We start from the raw sequence: 23443 nt of genomic DNA on the forward strand, positions 1-23443 counted from the left end.
GTGATGCGGTAATTACTTAGCCTGCTAAGTAATATAATTTAGTTAGCAGGCTAAGTAAATGGTTTGTGATAAATATCACGTATTTTTATTACCATTATGATTTCAGAATGCAGAGTCAGGCGCACTCAGAGTCAAGTGCACACAGGCGGGAAAAGACGACTGAACAGTAGGAAGGAAAACACTTAAGAAACGGATTTGGAAACTGAAAAGAAAAAGCCGCTGACTGGCAGCGGCTTTTTTGAACGTGTGCTGTAAACTCTTTGGATTTCAGAGTAATAAGCAGCAGCGTGATTATTTTTTCAGTTGGCTGACGCCAGCACGGCTTTTGTTAAGGACAGCGCGACGCAGGCGTGCACGACGCTCTGCATCAGACTGATCGCTCGGGTTGTTTGTACGGCCGCGACGGTCACGGTAAGCGGGTTTGCTGTGCATTTTTTCCAGCAGGGCGTCACGGTTTTTCGGCTCGTAACCAACCAGCTGAATACGGCGAATACGTTGCTTGATCAGGTTTTCAACCTGAACCAGCGTCAGCTCTTCTTCGCGGCTGACAAACGACACGGCATGTCCTTGTTCACCGGCACGGCCAGTACGTCCGATGCGGTGCACGTAGTCTTCGGCCAGGAATGGCATATCGAAGTTAACAACGTGTGGTAGTCCTTTAATATCCAGACCACGAGCGGCAACTTCGGTTGCAACCATTACACGTGCTTTACCTTCTTTGAATTCGTCCAGCGCACGGCGGCGTGCACTTTGCGCTTTATCACCGTGGCAAAGCACTGCTTTGATGCCATCCAGTTTCAGCTCTTTGACCAGTTCATTTGCGGTTTCTTTGTAGTTCACAAAAACCAGCACTTGTTGCCAGTTTTTCTTGCCGATCAATTCTGACAGCAGCTCACGTTTACGTTCCTGATCAACAGGGTATACAACGTGGGCAACGGTTTCTGCGGTAGCATTTTCCGGGCTGACCGAAATGCGTTTTGGTTTTTGCAGGATGTCACCGGCCAGTTTGTTCATCTGGCTGGAGAACGTTGCAGAGAACAACATGGTTTGCGGTTTGGTGCGAATATCACCCATGATCACGCGAATATCACCGATAAAGCCCATGTCAAGCATACGGTCAGCTTCGTCAAAGACCAGAAATTCCAGATTAGCGAGAGAAACGTTTTTCAGTTCCATGTGCTCAATAAGACGGCCTGGGGTAGCGACCAGAATATCGACGCCTTTCTCCAGTTTTTTCTCTTGAGAAGACATTTTAGTACCGCCGTAAATGGCTTCAACGCTGATGTCTGTGTACTTGGTGTAGTCTTCGATGTTCTTCGCAATTTGCGCAACCAGCTCACGAGTCGGAGCCAGAATCAGCGCGCGTACATTAAAGCGGCTACGTTGCTTTGAATTGTCCAGGATCTGCTGAATGATCGGCAGAGAAAACGCAGCCGTTTTACCGGTACCGGTTTGCGCATTGGCAAGAATATCGTTTCCGCGACGAGCGTGTGGAATCGCTTGTTTTTGGATTGGGGTTAATTTCTCGTAGCCGCATTCGGTAAGTGCGCGCACAATTTCCTGAGAAAAGTTTTGTGATGCAAATGACATTCTTATTTCCTAAAGCAGACGTAGCCTGACAAAAATTCGGTCGGTGATTATAGAGGAATAATAGGAGAGTGTGGGGACTATTTTCAGATAAACAGCTAAAAAGTGTCCGTTTATCGCTTATGTCCCCATAATTTGTGCTGGCTAAAGCGCTAGGCAGTACCCAAGTCAGCCTGACCACGATGAACAATCTCTTGTTCTCTGGGATAAACCTCTCAAGCGGCCGTTAAAACGGATTAGCAAACCTGAAACTGATCCGGCTTGTCCGTAATGATATTGTCGACCCCCATTTTGAAAAAGCGGTCGGCTTTCGATGGGGTGTTTAATGTCCAGATTTTTAGGACCAGTCCGGCGGCTTTGATGCTGTCGGCAATGGTAGGAGTCAGTATGTGATGGTCGATGTGAATACTGTACAGGTCCAGCGATTTTAATGAATCGAGGCTGTAGCCGTTCCACACTTCACAAATAAAGCCTCGGCGAACTTCAGGCCATAATGCCTGACAGTGCTCAAGCGCTTCTTTCTCAAAACTTGAAAAAATTAGTTTGTCGACAGGAAAAGCTTTTTGCTGAATAAGTGTAACTACCGCTTTCACCAAGGGTTCAATTTGATGGCGATGGTGGATTTTCAGTTCAAGATTCAGACTCAGGTCCAGTGCCAGGCAAGTATCTAGCAACTCTTCCAGAGTCGGGATAGTCTCGCCCTTAAATGCCGGGCTGAACCATTGTCCGGCATCCAGCGTCTTCAGTTGTGCCATTGTGTGGTCAGCTACTTTTCCTTTGCCGTTACTACAACGGTTCAGTGTTTCATCGTGGAAGACAATAGGAACACCATCAAGGCTTAACTGAGTGTCCACTTCAATCCAGGAAACGCCGGATTCAGCGGCTTTTCTGACACTGGCGAGGGTATTTTCGGGAGCAAGCGCTGCCGCGCCGCGGTGACCTGAAATCATCATAGTATTTTACAACTGCCTTTGAATAAGTACGGATAAGCGCCGTGCCGATATGCCAAGCAGGGGGAACCCCAAAGTCTTCATATATCATACATATCGGTTGGATATGATAAGTATTATACGTCCAGTCACATAAAGGAAATATGACATTCTGCCTGCTGAAGCGAATTATATATTGGTAAGAAGGTAAAAGCGTGATGGGGTTGCCAGACAAGGAGGCATGCCAGTGCAGAACTGGCAAGCGGTCAAGTAGGTGTATTAGTCGGGTCGGAAGCAGCAGTTAAATCAGGAACAGAAAGGGGGATGGCGCACAGTACATTGCTGGCAGCTCTTGTCCCTTTATCGAATCAGAATAGCGTCCCGGTATGTAGGGGAGGACGCGACTGAATCTTGTCCGTCTTCAACTGTTAGTCAACCGATGCCTGTTCCGTTTCCTTGATATTCTTTGTTTCTTGAATATTTGTTGTTTTTTGGATATTCGAAGTTTCTTGAGCCCTAGGGGTGTCCTGAACATCTGTCATGTCATCGTCGGTGTGGCCGCCGATTGGCACAAAGTACGTACGCTGACAGTGAGTGCAGCGAAACTTTTGCTGGTTACGATGAGAGATGGATTTCTCCCAGAACTGGCGTTTTATTCGTATATCGTGACTTTTCACTCCGCAATATTTACACATGCTGACCTCCTTGTTGCGGCATTCATTACGGCTTAAATATTCGGATTGTTGATACAGGCAGTGCTACGTAATCAACAATGCCTGTGATCTAATACACTTTAGTATGCGAACAATTGCAATTCAATGGCATAAATATGATGTACGCTAGACAAATTTACTTGCTTGCAAAAATGTGAACTGCTGGTAACAAAATGGCTTTGGTGATTGAAGATGGATTTCTTGATCCCATCAAGTGAAGCAATACGGTATACTGCGTGATTTCGTCATGCTTTCCGGATACTAACGGTTGTTGCTGTCGTATGGTTGAGCCAAAAGGTTTGTTATACGGTCTGTCAGTCTTGTGTTGTATGGTCTCCGGAAGGTCAGTCTCTATAAAAGGAAACCTTCATGAAGCTGTCTGTATTAGATCAAGCGTTGTTTGACCACCTGTACCGTGATATCCGCGAATTTCGCAGCACTTTTGATTTAGACATTGAGTCGGCTTCGACCTTGAATGAGCAGGCAGATGCGCTGCATACGTCCTTGGCTGTGGAAGAGATGACTGAACTGGCGGAAGCTGATTCACTGGTTGAGCAAGCCGATGCAATTGTGGATTCTGTTTATGTCCTGATGGGGCGCCTGGTACACCTGGGTGATAACAAGGTTGAAGCCAATATCGGTATCAGCTATCTGATTGATCTGCTTCTGCAAATTGCTCAGCGCCTGGGCTTTGATTTCGTGTCATGCTGGGATGAAGTTCACTCAAGCAACATGAGCAAAGTGTGTCGCACCGAGCAAGAGTTTGAAGAGACGAAAGCCCACTATGCTGCACAGGGTGTTGAGATTGTTGGTAGTCAGAAAGGCGAGTACATTATCGCTAAATGTGCAAAAGACGTTGATCTGGATGGAAAACTGATCCGCCAAGGTAAAGTATTGAAATCTATCTACTATCGTCCAGCCAATCTGGTTCAGCTAGTGACCCAGTAATACCATTCACTGCCGAAGCGCATTGAATGTGCCCGAGGATTAACCACCTCGGGCAATATCCCACCAAAGTCTCATTTCAAGTCTGAAAGTTATTTTCTTGTTACTTTAGCTCCGAGAGAAAAGTCCGTAGACTATGCACCCATTAAAAGAATTCTAAACGGTAGCAAAAGTCAGTTATGGTCTCTCAAACATCCTGCCGTACGAGGCAGTCACATCCCGGACTTGGCCGTCAGCTTTATCAAATGACCTGGCCCATGTTGTTCGGCGTCTTATCTCTGATGAGTTTTCAGTTGGTTGATAGTGCGTTTATCGGTCAGCTTGGCGTTTTACCTCTTGCTGCTCAGGGATTTACGCTCCCTATGCAAATGGTGATTATCGGTCTTCAGGTCGGGCTGGGTATCGCCACGACATCACTTATTTCCCGGATTCTCGGGCAAGGCGATGAACAACGCGCTAAACAGTTGGGCGGGCTGGTGGTCATTACCGGCGCTATCAGTGTACTGGGCGTGTGCCTGCTGATCTGGGTCAGTCGCGGCGCCATATTGTCTCTGCTAAGCGCACCTGATGATGTTTATCCTGTGGTTGATCAGTATTGGCCGGTTTGGCTATTGAGTGCCTGGACCGGTGCAATGGTTTATTTTGCCTACAGCCTGTGCCGGGCGAATGGTAATACCATGTTGCCGGGGATCATGATGGTGATCACCAGTCTGCTGAATATTGTGCTTGACCCACTGTTTATCTTTACCCTGGATATGGGATTGGTTGGTGCTGCGTGGGCCACGGTCATTTCCTTTACGATTGGTATGCTGGTGGTGTTCCCTAAAGTGTTACAACGTCATTGGATGAGCTTCAATTGGGAAGGTCTGGATATTTCTGCATCCATCAAAGAACTGGTTCACATCATGGCACCAGCCATGATGAGTCAGCTGTTACCGCCGTTGTCGTCGATGCTGGCAACCAAGCTGGTGGCCGGATTTGGTGCGGCGACTGTGGGGGCATGGGCGCTCGGATCACGTTTGGAGTTTTTTTCAATCGTCATTGTGCTGGCTCTGACGATGTCGATGCCACCGATGGTGGGAAAAATGCTCGGCAGTGGGGATACCGATAAAATTAAGCAGCTGATTCGTCTGGCTGTGAAGTTTGTACTGGGATGGCAGCTGGCTGTTGCTGTTATTTTGTTCGTTACTGCGCCTGTGCTGTCTACATTACTGGCGAGTGAGGCTTCAGTTCAGGGCGTTCTGTTGATTCATCTTGCCTGGGTACCTATCAGCCTGGGGCCGTTGGGTATTTGCATGTTGATGGTGTCAGTCTGTAATGCACTGGCGATGCCGATGCGTGCGCTGTGGATTTCAGCATTGCGTCTGTTTGTCTGTTTTCTGCCGGTTTTGTGGCTGGGTTCGCAATTGGGGGGTATTCCCGGACTGTTCATCGGAGCAACGGCAGGGAACATCCTTGCTGGTCTCATGGCATGGCTTTTCTATCAACGCGGTATCAAAACCATTGAGCTGAAATATGCATCAGCATCGTAATGCTCACAGTGAGTACGTTTTAAAAAGGAACCTGAGTGAATGAACACGTTTAATGTCGATACGCAAACAATGCATTACCTGGATGTCGGCCAGGGTCCGGTGCTGGTTTTTGGTCACAGTTACCTGTGGGACAGCAGCATGTGGGCGCCTCAGGTTGATGTTTTGAGTCAGTCTTACCGATGCATAGTTCCGGAGTTTTGGGGACATGGGCAGTCATCCCCTGCGCCAGCCGCAACCCGAAGCCTCAAAGGTTACGCTAAAGACGTGCTGGCGCTGCTTGATACACTCGGCATTGACGAATTTTCATTGGTTGGCTTGTCGTCTGGCGCAATGTGGGCAACTGAAGTCGTGATTGAGGCGCCGGCCAGAGTGACCTCTCTGGTATTGATGGATACTTTTGTCGGTTTGGAGCCTGAAGTCGCGAATATGCGTTATTTTGATTTGCTGAGCCAGGTTGATGAAGCCAAAGGGTTCCCAGATGCTGTGATAGACTATTTCACTGCGATTCAGTTTGGTAATTCTCCGTCAGAATCACTCAAAGATAGCTTCCGTCAGGCGTTGGCAGGTGCTTCTGAAGAGCAAGCTGCGGCACTGGCCCATGCGGGGAGAATGATTTTTGGACGCCGTGATATGTTTGAAGACGCAGAGATGTTCGCTATTCCATCTCTGATTATGGTTGGTGCGCAAGACAAGGTACGCCCGGTTCTCGAATCTCAGCTGATGCATGACGGCATCACAGGCAGTGAATTTTTTCTGATTCCAAACGCTGGTCATATCAGTAACCTTGAGCAGCCAGAGTTAGTTACCGAAAAACTGTCGGACTTCTTCGCCCGTCACGCGCGCTGAGTGCTTGTCAGCCCGAGAGGCAATAAGTTATATGGACAATGAAAAAAGCAGCTATTTGGCTGCTTTTTTATTTCCAGATGTGGTACTGGGAAACGTGTTTTATGTTCTGGAGCCTTAAGCGACGCAGGTCAAGACTGATGTCGAAGAATAAAGTCAATCGAGTGCTGGTTAAATTCGTCCGGACGTTCAACATTACAGACGTGTCCGCAATCTTTCAGCTCAGTCAAATAGCACTGCTCATGTGTTTTGACTAACTCTTTGACCGGTTTAATAAACATATAGTCGTGACTACCCATCAGATACAGAGTCGGAATCGGGATTGCCCGCTCACGAAAATACTTCATCAACGGATTCACATCCGTTGCCAGTTTAAACCAGCGCTTAAATTCTTTTTGGCACAGCTTTCTGGCTTCGTTAATAAACAGATGCCGTGATTCTTTCTGCGCTTTCTGTGGCATCACAATGTACGCGAACAAGCGGTAGAGCCACATATACGGAATGATGTGTTTGCAAAGATTCCCCGCCTTCACTAAACACTGTGATCGAATATCCAGCCGGGTGACAGCGCCACCTAAGACCATGGTTTTCACTCGGTCTGGTGACAATTTGGCTAACTTACGGATGATGATGGTGCCAAGTGATATCCCGACGAAATGGGCCGACTGAATTTTCAGGTGGTTGAGGACATGCACAATGTCTGTCGTGACCGTTTTGAAGGTATAGGGATTTCTGACAACGTCCTGGAAGAGATTGTTAGAACGACCGTGACCGCGCAAATCGAGAAGCAACAGATTGAAATGCTGGCGGTAGGCTTTGAGCTGCTTAAACCAAATAGCCGAGCTGCCTCCGGCACCATGAACAAAAACCACCCACTCCTGGCTGGTTGGATGACGGTAAGTTTTGTGAAACAGTAGGGTACTTGACATCATTTTCCTTCAATAAGTCTGTTGTCGAACTGCATACAACAGGCAGAGGGAGTCTATCACGCTTTCTGGTTTGCTGGTGTCAGGTCGTTTTTTGCTTCTGTCAAAATGTGAGGGGACATCAAGAATAACTTGGGTTTGTTAGCGTGCTGGGGCGAAAATAAGCAGCATCTGTAGCGCGAACGTATGTCTGTTGTTGCAAGAAACGGGAAACAAGAAACAAGCAAGCCCGGTGTGGTGCACCGGGCTTGCTTGTCGCTTACAAAATTTCGATTTTATCGACTTCAATTTCCGGCGTTTTACCACCTTCATATTCACCAAACAATCGGACTTTGGTGTTCGCATCGATTTTCTGTGGCAGATGGATGTCGTCGTCCAGATCAACCTGAATCTGTTGAGTCCCGTCGCTGAAAAGGAACTTCTCTGCGCTAATCTGCTTAATGAGATGGCCTTCGACCACTGCATTGTGTTCCGTAAACATATTGGATGATTCCAGCAAAGACGCGACAGTCACTTTTTCTATCGGGCCGGTGTACTGTACCTGCGTGTTGTGAGCGTTGTTGTCCGCCCATACAGCGGCAGAAGAAAGCAGGGCGGCAGTTGTCATCATCAATACTGTTTTTTTCATTGTTAGTTCTCCGTTTGGTGTATGACTGTATTACACACCATGCGGGCTGAATCCATGATGATCCGGTTGTTCAGCTTCCGTTCATTTTTCCATGAGTTATCATCAACATCGTTATTCATAGTGAGTCATTGAACGTGAAAAACGCCACAGAGGCGACATGTAATAAAGTCGCTTCTGTTGCATGTGGTTTCTACTGTGTAGTTATGACAGCATCTTTTTTGATAGCACCGTTAGACAGTACGGTTGTGAGAGCGTGCCTAAGCAACGTTTTTTATTGCCAGTGGATAGGTAAAAAACACCAGATGAACCAGATTAAAGGCAAAATGAATAAGTACGGCCCAGTGCAACCGACCGCTCCAGTAATAACAGAGGCCGTATAACACCCCAGCCAGTGTAGCCAGCAGGATAAACAGTGGACCGCCGGAAAAATGGGCGAACCCAAACAACAGGCTGGCGACCACAATACCGACAGGGGCGCTGAAACGTTGAATTAACAGGCGCTGGATATACCCCCTGAACAGGGCTTCTTCTGCGACACAGGTCAGAAAGAGATTGTTCAGAACAAACAGCCACAGCCATTCAGGTAATGAAAACTCGGGGGCAACCAGTCCTAGTCCCCACGCCAGTGCAGGCAATGCGGCAAACAGGCAGACAAGTATCCAGCGCTGAGACGTTGATGGCACGATACGTTGTCCAAGCATTCCCGGCACCAGTAATAGAAGCGCAAAAAATAATAGCGGCTTATCCAGATTCAGGTGCATGTTGAACGGAACGCTGGCTGGCCCCGTTATCGCTTTTTCCACGACTCTCAGGTTCATGAAGCCGGGAACCAGATGCAAGGCCAGCGACAGTCCCCAGAGAATCACAGCAATATGAATGGCAATACGGATGCCTGCCGGAACAGGTCGTCTGAACACTTGGTGGCTACACGCAGCCAGTCCGATTCCGGTGAGACTGAACAGCAGCGCAGACAATGAGATCTTGCCTAATACCACTGCAAGTATGCCTGTTACAGTGAGCAGAAAAGGCCAGCTCAGCGCGAGTAGTATCTTGCTGGTCTTGGGCTGTAATTCGGTGGGTTGAGGCTGGATAAAAGCCGACATGATGGCAGTGGCCAGGAAGAGCCAGATCAGGCCATATGGCCATAGTTCGTGAGCATAAAACATAAATAGACGTGTTCCGATACGCGAGCTTATTTAAAGGTTTGTTTTTGTTATATTGCGCTGTTTTGTTCAGGCTGCAGGAATATACATCAGTTAATCATTTAAGACTCAACAATCATGGCAGGATTTTGATGAAAAAATGAAGCTGTAAGGTAAACTCCTTAACATTCGTCTTAGTTATTCTGCAAGCGGGAAAGACAACAGTTTTGTTTAGAGTAAACACTGAGTTAGTGCTGGGCGGAGCCCGGAGCGGGAAAAGCAGTCATGCTGAATATCTGGCGCAGACTTCCGGCCTCGATGTCATTTACATTGCGACGGCTACCGCGGGCGATGAGGAAATGGCTGCCCGTATCGCTCATCATCAACAAACAAGACCCAACCATTGGGCGTTGGTGGAAGAGGCGGTCGATCTGGCGGGAGCGATAAGGCGGCACAGTTTGCCGGATAATTGCCTGCTGATTGATTGCCTGACGCTGTGGTTGACGAATTGTCTGTTTAACGATGAGTTAGCACTCGATTGGCCGGGCCAGAAAGCGGCGTTGCTTGCTGCGCTGGCTGAGGCGCAGGGAAGAGTGATTCTGGTGAGTAATGAAGTCGGACAGGGAATTGTGCCTATGGGGGCGATGTCGCGTCGATTCGTTGATGAAAGTGGCTGGCTGCACCAGACTATAGCCCGACAGGTGGACAGAGTGACATTTGTGACAGCAGGTATCCCTCAAATATTGAAAGGCGAGGCATAGCCGTATGGCATCGCATGGAACTGCATGGCATACCTCTATTTTGGGCCGGCTGTGAAAAATAGTTACAAAGACTGGATCTGGTATGGATAAAGGCATTACAACGCGGGTCGATATTTTGCGCCACGGGTTGCCGGAAGGGCATCGTTGTCTCCGGGGACATACGGATTTTGCGATCACCGCCACCGGGCTTGAGCAAATGACTCTGGCCGTCGCAGGGCTGGAAGATATTGAGCAGGTTGTCTGCTCACCGCTGCAACGCTGCAGCCATTTTGCACAAACTTACGCTCGCCGTTTTACGCTGCCGTGTCAGGAAAGCGAATTATGGATGGAAATGAATTTCGGAAACTGGGACGGCCAACCCCATGACACACTCTGGCAGTCTCACGGACAACACCTGACAGATTATTGGGAGAACCCGTGGCAGTCTACACCGCATGGTGGTGAATCACTGCGTGAATTTGACGGCCGGATCGCGGACGCCTGGAAGCAGCTATTGGCTGATCATGCCGGAAAGCGGATTTTACTGGTGACCCATGCCGGAGTGATGAAACAGTTAATGCGCATTTTGCTGGAGATGCCAGAAAACGCCGGTTATCTGCAGCGGATTGAATTACCGTATGCGGCTCGTTACCGCGTCACAAACTTTACGGATGCCAACGGGCAGGAGTGGCCACAACTTCAATGGCCCAAAGAACAACAATTTTGAGTGAGAAACAGATGCAACCGACTACTCGAGCCCTCATGGTGCAGGGAACCACGTCTGACGCCGGAAAAAGTGTACTGGCCGCCGGGCTTTGCCGTGTACTTGCCCGAAAGGGTATTCATGTCGCGCCTTTCAAGTCGCAAAATATGGCGCTGAATAGTGCGGTGACCCGTGATGGCGGTGAAATCGGCCGGGCACAGGCAGTACAGGCACAGGCATGTGGCATTGAGCCAACCGTGCATATGAATCCGGTACTGCTCAAACCCAATACCGATATTGGTGCTCAGGTTATCGTGCAGGGCAAAGCACTGGCCGACATGGACGCGGTAGGGTATCACGGCTATAAGAAGGTCGTGATGGGACCCATCATGGAGTCATTTGGTCTGCTGCAACAAGAGTTTGAAACGGTCATCATTGAAGGCGCTGGTAGCCCTGCAGAAATTAACCTGCGCGAAAACGATGTTGCCAATATGGGTTTTGCAGAGAATGCCGATGTGCCGGTCATTATTGTCGCAGATATCGACCGCGGCGGTGTGTTTGCACATCTGTATGGCACGCTGGCGCTGCTCTCGCAAAGCGAGCAGGATCGGGTTATTGGTTTTGTTATCAACCGTTTCCGCGGGGATATAAAACTGCTGGAGTCCGGGCTCGATTGGCTGGAGCAGAAAACCGGTAAACCTGTGCTGGGTGTATTGCCTTATCTGCACGGTTTGATGCTGGAAGCTGAAGATGCCATTGATGTGCAGCAATCAGCACCAGCTGAACATCAATTGCAGGTTGCTGTCCCTGTTTTGACCCGGGTTAGCAATCATACTGATTTTGATCCTTTACGCATGCACCCTCAGGTAAATCTACGATTTGTAGGCAAAGGGCAGCAAATTCCGCCATCTGATCTTATCATTATTCCAGGGACTAAAAGTGTTCGCAGTGATCTTGCGTTTTTGAAATCTCAGGGATGGGACACGCAAATTGCCCGCCACCTTCGCTTGGGAGGAAAAGTTATGGGCATTTGTGGCGGCTATCAGATGCTCGGAGAATCCATCTCAGACCCGAACGGTATCGAAGGTGAGTCAGGCATCAGTGCCGGATTAGGCTATCTTCAAACTTCCACCGTGTTAGCACCAGAAAAACAACTAAAACAGGTAAGCGGTACGCTGACCATGCCCGGACAACAGCCGGTGGCCGTGCGCGGTTATGAAATTCATGCCGGAGTAACGGAGGGTGTGAAGGAAGACGCGCCAGTTCGTTTGGCTGATGGGCCGGATGGTCAGTTTGGGCTTGATGGTCAGGTGTTTGGTACTTATCTGCATGGTATTTTTGAGCAACAGTCAGCCTGTGATGCCATTTTGAACTGGGCCGGATTAACCGCGACGCAAACCCCGGACTTTGACCAGCTTCGGGAACAGGGCATTGATCGTGTTGCGGACATGTTGGAAGCACATATGGATCTTGCCAGGTTGTGGCCACAATGGGCAGACAGATTTCAACGTTAAGGGCGCGTAAATACAAAGAAATGTGACACCGGGCTAACATGTCCAGGGAAGGCTAGCCAGCTCAGACAGAGAGGGACGAGTATGATTCTAGATATATCACCGAGTATCAGAACACCACGATTGTATGTTCGGCCTTGGCACGAGGGTGATTTACCTAGCCTTCACAGGATAATGTCAAACCAGTCTGTTCACACTTATACGGGGGATGCCCCCTGGACAGAAGAGAAAGCGCGCACTGAGCTTGAATGGTATCAGGCAAATAAAATGGGCTGGAAATGGAAAGGCGGCTATTTTAACTGCCCCCTTGTATTGGTGGACTGCGATACCCTGATTGGTAAAGTCGGGCTGAATCCTTACGACGAAAGTGAGCAGGTTGCTCAAATTGAGTGGACAATCAGTGAGGAACACTGGCACCAGGGATATGCAACTGAAATTGGCCGGGCGATTCTGGAATACGCTTTCCGTGAGGGTGGATTCAAACGAATTGTGGGCTTTACGACCAGCCGGAATATGTCTGCGCGGCAGGTGATGAAAAAGATCGGCATGGTGCATATCGGCGATCAGGAGCACAACAACCGGAAACTGTGCGTTTTTCAAATACAGCGGGAGTCGTAGGACTCCCTTTTTGTTTAGCTTGTGTTTTTTCGCATGTTAACGCTTCACCGTCAGCTTAACGCTTTAGCGTCATTGTAGTAAATGGCGTCGGCTATGATGCTCTAACTTGCTGAATAACAATGAAAGACTGAAACACAACAGAAAATAGCCCGCGCCAACCAGCAGCCATATTTCGAAAATTAGCCCGGACGAGTTCGCGATTTCACTACCAACAAACGTCAGTTCCTGAATGGATATCAACGAGATGATCGACGAATCCTTAACCAGCGAGATAAATTGGCCTGCCAGAGGTGGTACGATCCCGCTTAATGCCTGAGGGAAAATGACATCTCTGAACTGTGACCAGCGTGACAGCCCCAGAGAGTTTGCCGCTTCCCATTGTCCTTTATCAATAGCGTCTATTCCCGCCCGGACAATTTCTGCAATATAGGCCGCAGAAATCAGGCCGACACATAACACGCCGGAAAAAAGGTTTTCCCACAGAGCGGGCGGGCCAAACAACCCGTTCTGTACAAGGTTAACGGATGAAGGAGACTGTCTGAGTATCGACTCAAGTCCCAATAGCGGAACCAATTGGCTGGAAATGAAAAAATAGAAGATAAAGACAAACACCAACGGCGGAATGTTTCGCACCAGTTGGATATAAGCTTGTGCTGGCAAGCGAAACAGCCAGAACGAAGAGCGTCTCGCCAGTCCCAGCAGCAAGCCTAATGAGGCAGCAAGCAGCATTCCCCATAAACTTAAACGCAGAGTGGCGATTAACCCCTGAAAAAAGTAGGGCAGTTCACCATTTTTCCCGTTAGTGAGAATCAGGTTAAAGGCTTTGTCCCATTGCCAGTGGTAATGGATACCAATGGCCGAACGATACCAAAGCCAACCCAAGATAGCCGCCAGAAACGCCAGCAGCAACCAATCCAGACGGTTCAGAGGAATCCGCCGTGAACGTCTTCGGCTCTTTTCCTCTGAGCCCTGGGAAGTCTGATGGACGACTGACTGTTGGCCAGGAGAAATCTTTTTGTGATTCACTGGCATGGCGAGTTATTGCCCTTCGGCAACTTGATCCTGCCAATCCAGCGTTGTGAACCAGAAGTCATGGCGTTCTTTGAGCCAACCATCTTCATTGCGCAGCAGAATCCAGTTATTGAAGAAATTGAGCAGGTCAAATTCACCATGGCGAATAGCAAACGCTTCTGAACCACGGCTCAGGCGCTCAGTGAAAGGCAGGTATAATTTATTGCCGTACTGAATTGTCATCTGTTCAGGTTTCGGTGAAGAGGCGAGTACGGCCTGCGCATTTCCGTTTAGCACTTCCTGAAAGGCTTGTGCATCATCATCAAACTGACGTAATTGTGCTTTTGGGAAGTACTTCTTAGCAGTCTGAACGGTAAAAGCTCCACGTCGTACCGCCAATGTTACACTGCGTTTGTTGAAGTCATCTAATGTGGTTTTACCTCCGGCTATATCCCGGTTGGCGGCCAATTGTACCCCGGAGTGCGCATAGGGTGTGGTGAAGAGTACGCTCATATTTCGCTCAGGGGTAATTGACATACCACCAATGATCACGTCAAATTTGCCCGCCAGTAAGGCCGGAATAATTCCATCCCAGGCCGTTGGGATGAATTCCACTTTCAGCCCGGCATCTTTGGCAAGGCGTCGTGCAACATCGACTTCAAATCCAATCAATTCTCCCTGTTTGTCTCGCATAGCCCAGGGAACAAAAGTCGATAAACCGACCCGTAATGTACCGCGTTCTTTTATTTCGGTCAGCGTGCTCTTTTCAGAGGGAGAGTTTGCGGCCGAAGCCAAAGTGGGGGCAAGCAGTGAGGTTATGGCCACCATCATTAACAGAAATTTTTTCATGCTTCCTTTTTCCTCAGTATCCTTTTCGTTGGTCGAATTATGGCTTTGTTGTTTGTTGTTTGTTTTGTTGTGTTTGGCTTGGCGCTATATAAGACTTCAAACGGCATCGTGGTTTAGGTAACAGTACTGCGCCTAACTGTGCAGCGCCTAACTGCGCAGTGTCTTACAGTGGTTAGGTCAAAATGGCCATTACATAAACAGTAGACGAATTCTAGGGTTAGGTAAGGTAAATTCATTTAAAATCATGGCGTTGCTGGAGAATGGGTGTCATAAGTAAGAGCTGACGTAGCGCCAGTTGCCCAACTAACAAGGTATTGAGCGCCGACAAGACCAATATAACCAACAAGGTAAATAACACCAACAAGATAAGCAAATCATTTCTTAAGGATGTTAAGCCGATGATCTACGCCTTAGATATGTTTTTCAACATGGTTGCGGCGACAGCTTAAAACGAAGGGGCGAAATTTTCTTTCTTATATGCGAATCAGTTTGAAGAGGGGAGAAATTAGTTACCTGATTTGTTTTGCCCCAATCAATTAAGAATAATCGATACCTACAATGGACTTGTCTGTTAATTGGCCTAAATTATCTAATGATTCTGTATGTATTTAGTTGGTTAAAGCTCTAACCCATCGGTGGGTTAGAAAATTGGGTGCAGGTTAACCTCGTTGTGACGTGTGGCACCTGAACGGAGCTTTAGAGGCACACATAAATCCACTTCATTTTGGGGATGATATGTCAGCAAAGGCTAATGAAGAAGCAGCTCAAACAGTATCCCCCCGTCATTGGTTCGGATTAGTTGTGGTATATCTCTTAATCCCTCTAATTTTACTGATATGCGGTGGGGACCTTGGCTGGTGGCAGGCGTGGCTATTTTCTATTCTGATCTTGGCCGCCGGTATCGGTGGACTCATGTGGGCGGAACAACGACATCCTGGATTAACAGCTGAAAGACATAATATTGAAAATATCAAAAACGCAAAAGCCTGGGACCGAGTGCTTGCTCCAATGATGGCGGTGAGTGCCGGGTTTCCTATGGTCATCGTGGCGGGGCTGGACCACCGCTATAACTGGTCCCCCGAATTTGCTCAATGGCTCATCGTAATTGGCTTTATTTTGATCTTGCTCGGATACGCTTTCGCTTCATGGGCATTGGCTGAGAACCGCTTTTTCTCAAGTGTTGTGCGCATTCAGACGGATCGAGGCCATGTGGTGTGTGACAGTGGCCCATATCGGTTTGTTCGGCATCCGGGTTATGCCGGAGTTATCTGTGCATCGTTCGGCATTGTTCTTGCTTTGAACTCGGTATGGACACTGATTCCTGCGGCGGTTGCATCAATCATCACGGTGATTAGAACTTTACTCGAAGACCAGACTTTACAGGAAGAGTTGCCGGGTTATCGAAGCTACGCCCGACGCGTGCGCTATCGGTTGATTCCAGGGGTATACTGAAATAGATTGAGTAGTGATCTTCCAGAGCAGAGATTGAGATCCAACAGAAAGAGTTACGCGCTGCCTTACTAAGCTGAATTTTTTCGGCCCCAAAGTGAGTCAGAGCCTACCACATAAGATTAAACTGCGTAATGGTTTGGCAATAATATGTCCACTCGCGGCTGTACATGAATTTCAGCCAACTCTAGAGAAAATATTATGACTGTAGAAAATGTGCTTCCTGAGTATTACGCAGAAATGCTTGATGTTTGGGAAGACTCAGTCCGAGCAACTCATCACTTCATATCAGAAGAAGATATTGAGTTTTTTAAGCCGATAATCATCGAACAGGCTTTTCCTACTGTCATATTGAAATGCGTAAAGAGTGAAAGTGGTTCAATTTTAGGCTTTATAGGTACCTATGATTCAAAGGTTGAAATGCTTTTCATCTTAAACGAAGCCAGAGGTAAAGGCGTTGGGAAGGTGTTGCTGAGATATGCTATTGATCAGCTAGGAGCGACCAAAGTTGACGTGAATGAAAAAAATTTATTGGCTGTGGGCTTTTACGAACAGATGGGTTTTAAAGTAACTTCCCGTTCACCAGTTGATGATGTGGGTAAAGCGTTTCCAATTCTGCGCATGGCATTGTAAGGCTAGGTTTGTCGTAAACAAACTTGCTAGAAGCAACTCTTAAGGCTAATAACTTTCTCAGTGCAGCGTTGCTGATTGTTAGTTGGCGTAAGTGGGTTATCCACTTACGCCAAAATCTCAATTATAGAGCAACAACGTTAGCTGCTTGAGGGCCTTTTTGACCTTGCTCTACATCGAAAGATACTTTTTGGCCTTCAGAAAGAGTTTTGAAACCTTCTGAAGCAATTGAACGGAAGTGAACGAATACGTCAGCACCGCCGTTGTCTTGAGTAATGAAACCAAAACCTTTCTCTTCGTTAAACCACTTTACGATACCAGTTGACTTAGACATATAGTGTCCCTTTTATTTTGAAATTAATAATGTTACTTCGATTCTCTGAAGATTGAATTATTTAATGTGACGATAAAGCTAAGGGAAACACAGAGGATAACAACATTAACGAAGAAATTCTTAGGGTTTACTTTTACTTGGAGTTTCATTAATAAGTCTGAACATCAGAGCAGGTAAGATAATACCCCATTACATAGTAAAGTAAAGGTATATTTTAACTGGTCTTTAAAAATCTGATTCAGACATGCTAAACAGTAGGATTCTTATAGCATTCACTTCTCTAGCTGAAACGAGTCGATCAGACATGTGTTGCGAATAGCCACCAATCAGTAGATACGATTTAACTTAATCTCATATCGCTTTTCATACTCTTCTGGCAGCCGCTGATTATTGGGACCATATTCTACTAAGAAACTAACTCGCTTCTGTCCAGTTTTGAGTTACTACGCCTCCTGTTTGCCTGAGTTTAATGATATGTTACAGGGTAACTTGTGGTGGCTTGTCTCGCAAATCGACGAGAGGAGTGCGTCGTTTTACGAATTGTTCTCATCTATAAAATCATTGGAATAAATGAATAGCAAAAAGTGAGATTACCAATGACTGTTAGTGACTGCCACCATTCTGGCCTGCTTTAAGCCTATGTTCTAACCATGCAGCCAGTGCTGAAAGTAAAAGTGTCGCGCACAAATAGATGGCCGCGACGGTAAACCAGATCTCAAACGGCATGGCGGTATCAGCCACAATATTGCGTCCTTCGGTGGTCAGGTCAAAAATGGCCATATAATGACTAATGGAAGGGTTTTTGTTTTCAACCTCATTAATCTGAATTAAATCAATGTGTTAATGTTTTTTTGATATTGCTAAACCGACGAAACCCGTCGGTTTGTCGGTTTGTGAACGGTGTTTTTTGTGATTTTAATCACAATTCCCGTCGGTTTGACTTTCTTCCAATACCCTATTTCTCCTTCTTTTGGCCTTTCCAGTCAATTTTGTTCCTATAACCTTCATTTTGTTAGTTAAAGTCCTCCGGATTACAGCCTTCCAGTCAGTTGTTTTACGCTATTGGGTTGCGGTATTGATAGCCTCGGAGGACTACTGAAATGAAAAACAAAGAGCTGTTATTCAGCATCACCCCTAGAGGAAATGGCAGGTTTACAATTCGCTCTAGTTACTACCGTCTTCTTGGAGATGAGGTATGCGGCCGGATAGGTGAATCCAAGAAAAAGGAAGTATCTTTCACCTTGGCCGGAACAAGCGAGAAGGCTACCGCTATCGCAATCGAGGCCACCCGAATCTTTAGACGGGTTCGTGAAGTAACCGAAAAGTTGAGTAGTCTGGATGCCGACTCAGAGAGCTTCACTTCTATCTTTGACTTTGCCGTTGTCTACTGCAAAACCGGCATTCACGATCTTGAAGAGCTTAAAGACTCAGAGTTCAGAGCTGTCTTTAAGCAAAAAGCCGTTACCGCTCTTAAACAAGCGATATCCGAAGAGGCCGAAGAGGTCGTTAGCATTCGAGATATAGAGGTAAAGACCGCAATCAGCACTTTTGGTGATTTGATAAGAGGTTACTTTGCCAGTGAAAGGGACTCGGGAGAAATTGCTCACGTAACAGTAAAGCAGAATTACGGACACGTGAATAAATTACTGGATGTCCTCGATGAGAACACGCCCTTAGAGCACCTTTGCAAAAAGACTATCCGAACCATTATGGGGAAGCTGAAAGTCTATCCAGCGAGAAAAGAAGCGTATCACGGGGATATTCCATTCGAGATAATTGTTGCCACCGAGGCTGGCCGGTATACCGCCATTAACGAAACAACCTACAGCTATGTCTTGAGTTTCCTCCGGAGAGCACTCGGCTGGGGATATGATGAAGGTCATATGTCGGTTGATTTGCGAAAAGCCTGTTCGGAGAAAAGCAAATCAAGGAACGGGGTTCATAAAAGCAAGGGCGCTTTTACTATACCCGAAAGCGAGATCGACACCGCCTCAACGTTCTTGTCTCAAAGCAAGAAGGTAAAGCCGTTTGATTCGGAAATGTTGGACGCCATTTATCGGACTCACTTTTTCCGTAGCAAAAGACGAAGAGGGCATATTGCTCGTTACGGCTATTACCCGTTGCACTTTTGGCTTTATCCGATTTGCCAGTTCACCGGTATGCGCAGTCGCGAAGTCGCCCAGCTATCAATAGATGACGTGGTGTGTGTCGGGAGCATCTGGTGCTTAGTGGTTAACGATGCCAAGTTCTACCAGCGCGTGAAGTCCGTAAATGGGCGCAGGATTATTCCCGTGCATAATATGTTGCTCGAATTGGGTTTGCTGGATTATGTAGAGTGGCGGAAGAATCTGAAGGGGGTGCCGGAGATTTACGACCCTCTGCTGATGACTCCTGTGATTGATAAGTTCATCTTCTCGAATGCAGGAAAGAACCTGGATGTGTCCAGAGCCATTAGAAAAGAGGCAGACATACCTTACGGGAGACAATACACCTGCCATTCATTCCGGCACTTGTTTATTGATGTTATTCGGTCGAAGAACATACCTGAATGGAAAATAGCACAGATAGTCGGCCATGATGGGAGAACCAGCGGCGAGGTAGCTCTGACAACGACCAAGTATGGTCACAGGGCGCTGAGCGTTGCGGAGCTGCAAAAGGTCGTCAACTTATATGAGTCTCCGGTCGATGTGTCATTTCTTAATTGGGAGAGATTCAGGGACAATTTGCTACAGGATTGGAAAGAGTATCGGCACGTAAGATGAAGGCACCAAAATTACCGAAATGTATGATTGGCTAGTAGGGGCAAAGACCTAGTTTTGCAGCGCTAGATACTAAAAAGCACCGTTTAAACGGTGCTTTCTTGTATGGAAGGGCTTGTAGAGGTAGAGAGTTGATGAAGCTCTAATTAGTTGTCGATCGTTAACTGATAACAAAGTGAAACTATTCGGGAAAATTAATCCAGCCCTTTAACGAACTCATCAAAGAAATCTTGCATTTCCTTCAACTTCTCCTGAGTAAGTTCGACATCCACTTTGCCAGCTCTAATCAGTGAGTTTTCAAAAGCATTAGCGGCATGTCTGCCGATAGAGTTAACGTTTGTTTTTCTTTTAATCCAGTCAGCAAGATGAGGCTCATCTTGCTCCAGAACAAGCATCATTAAATCGGTTTCATCAACCTCCAGACTTCTAGCAAGAGCAGGGACACGAGCTTTGTTCAGCTTAGATCTACCACTTTTCAGCATTGTGATGTTGTTTGCGTTAGCATAACCAGCCTCTTTAGCAATGGTGATCTGGCTCTTACCGCATTCCTCAATCGCTTTAGTAAGGAATTGAGCGACGATCGCATTCGGATTTTGCTTGTCTGTTGGAATCATAACGTTATCTCGTTCTTTAGTTAGTTCATTATGTTCGGTGGAGTCGCTTCATAAAGCGCGTCAATACGCATCCGCCGCAACTCACCAACTTCCATAATCTGCATTTTACTAATTTTATTAATTAATTCTTTCAGCGTAGTGTTAGTGCAGTTCTAACTCATCGCTTATTTATCATTATGTTTCTTATAATACCACATGGTCAATTCTGTATGGATATACAGTGTTTGTTCTGTAGCTCAGTATTCATGGGTTTGTGATCTCGTCATGTGAGAGGTTTTATTTTTAAGTGTATGAAAAATATGTATTTAATTTAATAATCTCCATATTTTTTGCAACTTTAAAGCAAGGTACTGCTTTGAAAAAAAATGCAAAATATATGTTCCTTGCTCATGATTTTTTCCTGTTGACTCAATTATTGCTAGGCATATATCATGATGTGTCTAAGTAATTAGTTAGTTAGTATCCTTGTTTCAGACAAAGGCAACATCAGCGATGAACGAAAACAACAAATCAAGCTACTTTGATTTAGGTGGAGTATCGGTTGAGTTGATGGAGAAGGGAGGAAAGCTGATGCTTGTTCTATCTGGCGCGGTGACCCCTGTTTCCGAAGATCTTGATGATACTGTATTGGAAATTGTTACCTCAGAAGATGGCAGCCCGTATATGCGACTGGCCGACCGAGAGGAATCGTTAGAGCTTATAGCTGACCGAGTATCCATGTTGCACTAAACCAAAAGCAGCTAGTTGACCTCATGTAACCTTTGACTGGTGCGGCGCAAGTATTCCTTGCCTGCACCATTTTTTTATCATTTCCATAAATAAACACTCGTTAAAAGTATTTGGCTATGGCAATCGTAAGAAAAGAAATTATCCAAATGCGTGAATCAGTAGCGAAGATTGTTTCGCTGCTGTCACGAACCTCTGTAAAAGTCTCTATGTCCGGAACTCGCGCTTATGTCGAGAACGATATGGAGGGCAAACCAGTTCGCGTGAATATTCCTGCTCTGCCTGACGACGCTAGTGATTTAGCCATTATGGCAGTCCGAGGCTTCGTCGATCACGAGGTCGCGCACATCCTATTTACTGACTTCAAAACGCGATGCTCAATTCCAACAGCGTTGGAGCCAATGTGGAACTCGGTGGAGGATATCTTTATCGAGCGGAAGATGAGCCAGGTATTCACCGGTTCTCGATCAAACCTGAGCAAAGTTCGTCACCACCTACTTGAGACAGTCTTTGACAACGCCTACAAGAAAGCCGTGGACTCTGGCATGAAGGGCGTCGAGCTGTTCAACCGAATCCTTGCCGTTCCTGCATTACGTGCGATGGCAGGGCAGACAGAGTTTGCCGATTGGATGGGGGACAAGTGGGATCGCATTGATATCTTGAAGACCCGCATCGAAGACGCTCGAATCCCTAAAAAGCTGACGCTTACGGAAAGCACCTCTGACTGCATTGAGGTTGCGCGTGTCCTTTTGTCGCTGATCATCGACGAAACCCAAAAGGAGCAAGAGCGCGAAGAAGAGGATAAGCCGGAAGAGTCAGAGGGCAAAGTGAAGTCTCCTGACTTGCCTAAGACACAGAGCAAGGATGAGGGCGAGGATGAATCCGGCGACGACCAACCATCGGAGGCCAAGGACGACGAAAAGCCGGAGGAATCCATTGAGATTGAAGTGGATGCCGGTAGCGCGGACGAAGAAGGTGAAGACGACGGCGGCAAAGACGAAGAGAATGATGAAATTGAGGTTTCCGGCTCATCAGACGGAAAGAGCGAAGAGAGTGACGAAGAAGATCAGGGCAGAAGTAAGTCTGACTCAACAGCTACCGATACCGATATGGGCTTTGACTTCGACCTTAAAGATCTTGATGAGCTAGAGGGAATCGACGACAAAGTTGAACCTCTGTCTATCGAAGATGCGCTTGAAGAGGCACTTTCTGATGCGATTGATGACAGCATGAGTAGCTACCGCCCATTGACCGACCAGTTCGATATTTATGATGTTGTTGAGAACATTGGGAAACAGGCGGCACAAGTCCAGATCCATGAGTATTTCGGCGAAAATAAAGAGGGTGCTGAGCGTTACCGCAAATACTTCGACGATCTGTTTGTGAACGGCGAGCGAGCCTTTAATCGTCGCATTGAGACTCATCTTGGCGATACCTCAAAGAACATGGCAAAACAGCTTGAAAGGGTTGTTCGCAGCCAAAACAAGTCTCAGTGGCTTGGCGGCCAAAAGAAAGGTCGTATTCATGGGGCGAGCCTATTTAAGCTCAAAACCGGTGATGTTCGTGTATTCCGCACCAAAGAAGAGCACCGTAGCCGAGAAGCTGCTGTTCAGATTGTGGTGGACTTCTCCGGCTCAATGCACAGTGGAGACAGAATAGGGACTTCTCTTAGGTCGGCTTATGTCATGGCTGAGGCTCTTGGCCGATGTGGCATCGCATGTCGCGTTGTCGGTTTTACTTCACTGTTTGATTTGGATGTCCGCGGCTTCGAGCGCTATCTAATGTCCAAGAAAATAAAGCCCGGAACTTTGTCTTTCTCGCGCCTTGAGCCATTGCTGCTGCCGATCTTGAAGGATTGGGACGACAAGGCCAATACCAAACTTGTGAAGAAACGGTTTGGCGCTCTGGCCGGTAATTTCCCTTTGGCAAACAACGCTGACGGGGAGTGCATCCTGCGGTTTATCCCAAGCCTGATGAGCCGACCTGAATCATTGAAGATGATGGTTGTTCTGTCGGACGGCGAGCCATGCGCAAGGGGTAGAGGAATGGCCGAGCACTTGAGAGCTGTCACTCGGTTTATTGAGCAGAAAACCGATATCAAGCTACTTGGCATCGGCATTCAGACAGACTCGGTTAAGCGCTTCTACTCCAAACATGCCGTGGTAAATGACCTGTCAGAGCTACCAGCCGTTGTCTGCGGCAAAATCAGAGAGCTTGTAGCCTAGCCATTCTTTAGTGACCTGCGAATATTTGA

22 protein-coding genes and 1 pseudogene are annotated in these 23443 nt (G+C 47.1%); 12 read left to right on the forward strand and 11 right to left on the reverse strand.

Translation table 11 applies throughout. The features are described from left to right. Nucleotides 1-291: 291 nt before the first annotated feature. From FH974_RS19365 to FH974_RS19375, 3 genes are all read right to left on the reverse strand, one after another. A complete protein-coding gene (locus FH974_RS19365; RefSeq protein ID WP_047884426.1) occupies nucleotides 292-1590 on the reverse strand; it encodes a DEAD/DEAH box helicase in 1299 nt (432 codons plus the stop codon). Between the two features lie 233 nt (nucleotides 1591-1823). Continuing rightward, entirely contained in the window at nucleotides 1824-2537 is a 714-nt protein-coding gene (locus FH974_RS19370) for a glycerophosphodiester phosphodiesterase family protein (protein ID WP_047884821.1), read from the reverse strand. Between the two features lie 407 nt (nucleotides 2538-2944). Continuing rightward, nucleotides 2945-3211, reverse strand: coding sequence for a hypothetical protein (locus FH974_RS19375; protein WP_047884425.1), 267 nt, complete (start codon nucleotides 3209-3211; stop codon nucleotides 2945-2947). Between the two features lie 387 nt (nucleotides 3212-3598). Here FH974_RS19375 and FH974_RS19380 point away from each other — a divergent pair, with 387 nt between their 5' ends. From FH974_RS19380 to FH974_RS19390, 3 genes are all read left to right on the forward strand, one after another. Continuing rightward, the gene (locus tag FH974_RS19380; RefSeq protein WP_047884424.1) at nucleotides 3599-4177 is read left to right on the forward strand and encodes a nucleoside triphosphate pyrophosphohydrolase family protein; all 579 of its coding nucleotides are present in this window, start codon (nucleotides 3599-3601) and stop codon (nucleotides 4175-4177) included. A gap of 176 nt (nucleotides 4178-4353) precedes the next feature. Further along, entirely contained in the window at nucleotides 4354-5706 is a 1353-nt protein-coding gene (locus FH974_RS19385) for an MATE family efflux transporter (protein WP_047884423.1), read from the forward strand. A gap of 39 nt (nucleotides 5707-5745) precedes the next feature. Then, the gene (locus FH974_RS19390; RefSeq protein WP_047884422.1) at nucleotides 5746-6552 is read left to right on the forward strand and encodes an alpha/beta fold hydrolase; all 807 of its coding nucleotides are present in this window, start codon (nucleotides 5746-5748) and stop codon (nucleotides 6550-6552) included. Between the two features lie 128 nt (nucleotides 6553-6680). Here FH974_RS19390 and FH974_RS19395 read toward each other — a convergent pair whose 3' ends face one another. The 3 genes from FH974_RS19395 to FH974_RS19405 form a co-directional block, all read right to left on the reverse strand. Then, nucleotides 6681-7478, reverse strand: a complete 798-nt coding sequence (locus tag FH974_RS19395) for an alpha/beta fold hydrolase (RefSeq protein WP_207104085.1) — start codon at nucleotides 7476-7478, stop codon at nucleotides 6681-6683. 256 nt (nucleotides 7479-7734) lie between these two features. Then, nucleotides 7735-8103, reverse strand: coding sequence for a YgiW/YdeI family stress tolerance OB fold protein (locus FH974_RS19400; RefSeq protein ID WP_047884420.1), 369 nt, complete (start codon nucleotides 8101-8103; stop codon nucleotides 7735-7737). 257 nt (nucleotides 8104-8360) lie between these two features. Next, nucleotides 8361-9269 (reverse strand): CPBP family intramembrane glutamic endopeptidase, encoded by a 909-nt coding sequence (locus tag FH974_RS19405; RefSeq protein ID WP_207104086.1) that lies wholly within the window; start codon nucleotides 9267-9269, stop codon nucleotides 8361-8363. A 203-nt stretch (nucleotides 9270-9472) separates the two neighbouring features. Here FH974_RS19405 and cobU point away from each other — a divergent pair, with 203 nt between their 5' ends. The 4 genes from cobU (at nucleotide 9473) to FH974_RS19425 (ending at nucleotide 12817) form a co-directional block, all read left to right on the forward strand. Further along, complete coding sequence (gene cobU / locus FH974_RS19410) at nucleotides 9473-10006, forward strand: bifunctional adenosylcobinamide kinase/adenosylcobinamide-phosphate guanylyltransferase (protein ID WP_047884419.1); 534 nt, start codon at nucleotides 9473-9475, stop codon at nucleotides 10004-10006. Nucleotides 10007-10088: 82 nt separating this feature from the next. Beyond that, a complete protein-coding gene (locus tag FH974_RS19415; protein WP_107193840.1) occupies nucleotides 10089-10712 on the forward strand; it encodes a histidine phosphatase family protein in 624 nt (207 codons plus the stop codon). A gap of 11 nt (nucleotides 10713-10723) precedes the next feature. Then, complete coding sequence (locus tag FH974_RS19420) at nucleotides 10724-12202, forward strand: cobyric acid synthase (protein WP_047884418.1); 1479 nt, start codon at nucleotides 10724-10726, stop codon at nucleotides 12200-12202. 81 nt (nucleotides 12203-12283) lie between these two features. Beyond that, nucleotides 12284-12817 (forward strand): GNAT family N-acetyltransferase, encoded by a 534-nt coding sequence (locus tag FH974_RS19425; RefSeq protein ID WP_084712502.1) that lies wholly within the window; start codon nucleotides 12284-12286, stop codon nucleotides 12815-12817. Between the two features lie 69 nt (nucleotides 12818-12886). Here FH974_RS19425 and FH974_RS19430 read toward each other — a convergent pair whose 3' ends face one another. Together FH974_RS19430 and FH974_RS19435 are read right to left on the reverse strand one after the other, a co-directional pair. Further along, on the reverse strand, nucleotides 12887-13849 hold the full coding sequence (locus tag FH974_RS19430) for an amino acid ABC transporter permease (RefSeq protein ID WP_047884417.1): 963 nt from the start codon (nucleotides 13847-13849) through the stop codon (nucleotides 12887-12889). A gap of 6 nt (nucleotides 13850-13855) precedes the next feature. After that, on the reverse strand, nucleotides 13856-14677 hold the full coding sequence (locus FH974_RS19435) for a transporter substrate-binding domain-containing protein (protein WP_047884416.1): 822 nt from the start codon (nucleotides 14675-14677) through the stop codon (nucleotides 13856-13858). A 735-nt stretch (nucleotides 14678-15412) separates the two neighbouring features. On the opposite strand from FH974_RS19435, the gene FH974_RS19440 reads away from it, so the two are divergent. Together FH974_RS19440 and FH974_RS19445 are read left to right on the forward strand one after the other, a co-directional pair. Beyond that, nucleotides 15413-16129, forward strand: a complete 717-nt coding sequence (locus FH974_RS19440) for a methyltransferase family protein (RefSeq protein WP_047884415.1) — start codon at nucleotides 15413-15415, stop codon at nucleotides 16127-16129. A 198-nt stretch (nucleotides 16130-16327) separates the two neighbouring features. Beyond that, nucleotides 16328-16759 carry a GNAT family N-acetyltransferase gene (locus tag FH974_RS19445; protein ID WP_047884414.1) on the forward strand — a complete coding sequence of 144 codons (432 nt, stop codon included), beginning with the start codon at nucleotides 16328-16330 and terminating at the stop codon, nucleotides 16757-16759. A gap of 121 nt (nucleotides 16760-16880) precedes the next feature. On the opposite strand, the gene cspE is transcribed toward FH974_RS19445, so the two are convergent. Together cspE and FH974_RS19455 are read right to left on the reverse strand one after the other, a co-directional pair. Beyond that, entirely contained in the window at nucleotides 16881-17090 is a 210-nt protein-coding gene (gene cspE, locus FH974_RS19450) for a transcription antiterminator/RNA stability regulator CspE (RefSeq protein WP_047884413.1), read from the reverse strand. Between the two features lie 603 nt (nucleotides 17091-17693). Continuing rightward, nucleotides 17694-17894, reverse strand: a pseudogene (locus FH974_RS19455) (amino acid ABC transporter permease); the annotation flags it as partial. 296 nt (nucleotides 17895-18190) lie between these two features. On the opposite strand from FH974_RS19455, the gene FH974_RS19460 reads away from it, so the two are divergent. Then, entirely contained in the window at nucleotides 18191-19852 is a 1662-nt protein-coding gene (locus FH974_RS19460) for a site-specific integrase (protein WP_207104087.1), read from the forward strand. 191 nt (nucleotides 19853-20043) lie between these two features. Here the strand turns inward: FH974_RS19460 and FH974_RS19465 are convergent, their stop codons facing one another. Then, nucleotides 20044-20463, reverse strand: a complete 420-nt coding sequence (locus FH974_RS19465) for a helix-turn-helix domain-containing protein (protein ID WP_053061760.1) — start codon at nucleotides 20461-20463, stop codon at nucleotides 20044-20046. Between the two features lie 492 nt (nucleotides 20464-20955). Between FH974_RS19465 and FH974_RS19470 the strand changes: the two genes are divergently transcribed. Further along, entirely contained in the window at nucleotides 20956-21192 is a 237-nt protein-coding gene (locus tag FH974_RS19470) for a hypothetical protein (RefSeq protein ID WP_047884411.1), read from the forward strand. Between the two features lie 116 nt (nucleotides 21193-21308). Then, nucleotides 21309-23414, forward strand: coding sequence for a cobaltochelatase CobT-related protein (locus FH974_RS19475; RefSeq protein WP_207104088.1), 2106 nt, complete (start codon nucleotides 21309-21311; stop codon nucleotides 23412-23414). Nucleotides 23415-23443 lie beyond the last annotated feature (29 nt).

This window comes from Photobacterium ganghwense, assembly GCF_017329545.1.
In the GTDB taxonomy this organism is placed as follows: domain Bacteria; phylum Pseudomonadota; class Gammaproteobacteria; order Enterobacterales; family Vibrionaceae; genus Photobacterium; species Photobacterium ganghwense.

Excerpts from the sequence above, each read along its gene's own strand:
- FH974_RS19430 (WP_047884417.1), bottom strand. The coding sequence starts at position 13,849 with ATGCCAGTGAATCACAAAAAGATTTCTCCTGGCCAACAGTCAGTCGTC.
- FH974_RS19420 (WP_047884418.1), top strand. The coding sequence starts at position 10,724 with ATGCAACCGACTACTCGAGCCCTCATGGTGCAGGGAACCACGTCTGAC.
- FH974_RS19405 (WP_207104086.1), bottom strand. The coding sequence starts at position 9,269 with ATGTTTTATGCTCACGAACTATGGCCATATGGCCTGATCTGGCTCTTC.
- FH974_RS19365 (WP_047884426.1), bottom strand. The coding sequence starts at position 1,590 with ATGTCATTTGCATCACAAAACTTTTCTCAGGAAATTGTGCGCGCACTT.
- FH974_RS19370 (WP_047884821.1), bottom strand. The coding sequence starts at position 2,537 with ATGATTTCAGGTCACCGCGGCGCGGCAGCGCTTGCTCCCGAAAATACC.
- FH974_RS19470 (WP_047884411.1), top strand. The coding sequence starts at position 20,956 with ATGAACGAAAACAACAAATCAAGCTACTTTGATTTAGGTGGAGTATCG.
- FH974_RS19435 (WP_047884416.1), bottom strand. The coding sequence starts at position 14,677 with ATGAAAAAATTTCTGTTAATGATGGTGGCCATAACCTCACTGCTTGCC.
- FH974_RS19385 (WP_047884423.1), top strand. The coding sequence starts at position 4,354 with ATGGTCTCTCAAACATCCTGCCGTACGAGGCAGTCACATCCCGGACTT.
- FH974_RS19390 (WP_047884422.1), top strand. The coding sequence starts at position 5,746 with ATGAACACGTTTAATGTCGATACGCAAACAATGCATTACCTGGATGTC.
- FH974_RS19445 (WP_047884414.1), top strand. The coding sequence starts at position 16,328 with ATGACTGTAGAAAATGTGCTTCCTGAGTATTACGCAGAAATGCTTGAT.
- FH974_RS19425 (WP_084712502.1), top strand. The coding sequence starts at position 12,284 with ATGATTCTAGATATATCACCGAGTATCAGAACACCACGATTGTATGTT.
- FH974_RS19395 (WP_207104085.1), bottom strand. The coding sequence starts at position 7,478 with ATGTCAAGTACCCTACTGTTTCACAAAACTTACCGTCATCCAACCAGC.
- FH974_RS19400 (WP_047884420.1), bottom strand. The coding sequence starts at position 8,103 with ATGAAAAAAACAGTATTGATGATGACAACTGCCGCCCTGCTTTCTTCT.
- FH974_RS19375 (WP_047884425.1), bottom strand. The coding sequence starts at position 3,211 with ATGTGTAAATATTGCGGAGTGAAAAGTCACGATATACGAATAAAACGC.
- FH974_RS19465 (WP_053061760.1), bottom strand. The coding sequence starts at position 20,463 with ATGATTCCAACAGACAAGCAAAATCCGAATGCGATCGTCGCTCAATTC.
- FH974_RS19415 (WP_107193840.1), top strand. The coding sequence starts at position 10,089 with ATGGATAAAGGCATTACAACGCGGGTCGATATTTTGCGCCACGGGTTG.
- cspE (WP_047884413.1), bottom strand. The coding sequence starts at position 17,090 with ATGTCTAAGTCAACTGGTATCGTAAAGTGGTTTAACGAAGAGAAAGGT.
- FH974_RS19380 (WP_047884424.1), top strand. The coding sequence starts at position 3,599 with ATGAAGCTGTCTGTATTAGATCAAGCGTTGTTTGACCACCTGTACCGT.
- FH974_RS19475 (WP_207104088.1), top strand. The coding sequence starts at position 21,309 with ATGGCAATCGTAAGAAAAGAAATTATCCAAATGCGTGAATCAGTAGCG.
- FH974_RS19460 (WP_207104087.1), top strand. The coding sequence starts at position 18,191 with ATGAAAAACAAAGAGCTGTTATTCAGCATCACCCCTAGAGGAAATGGC.
- FH974_RS19440 (WP_047884415.1), top strand. The coding sequence starts at position 15,413 with ATGTCAGCAAAGGCTAATGAAGAAGCAGCTCAAACAGTATCCCCCCGT.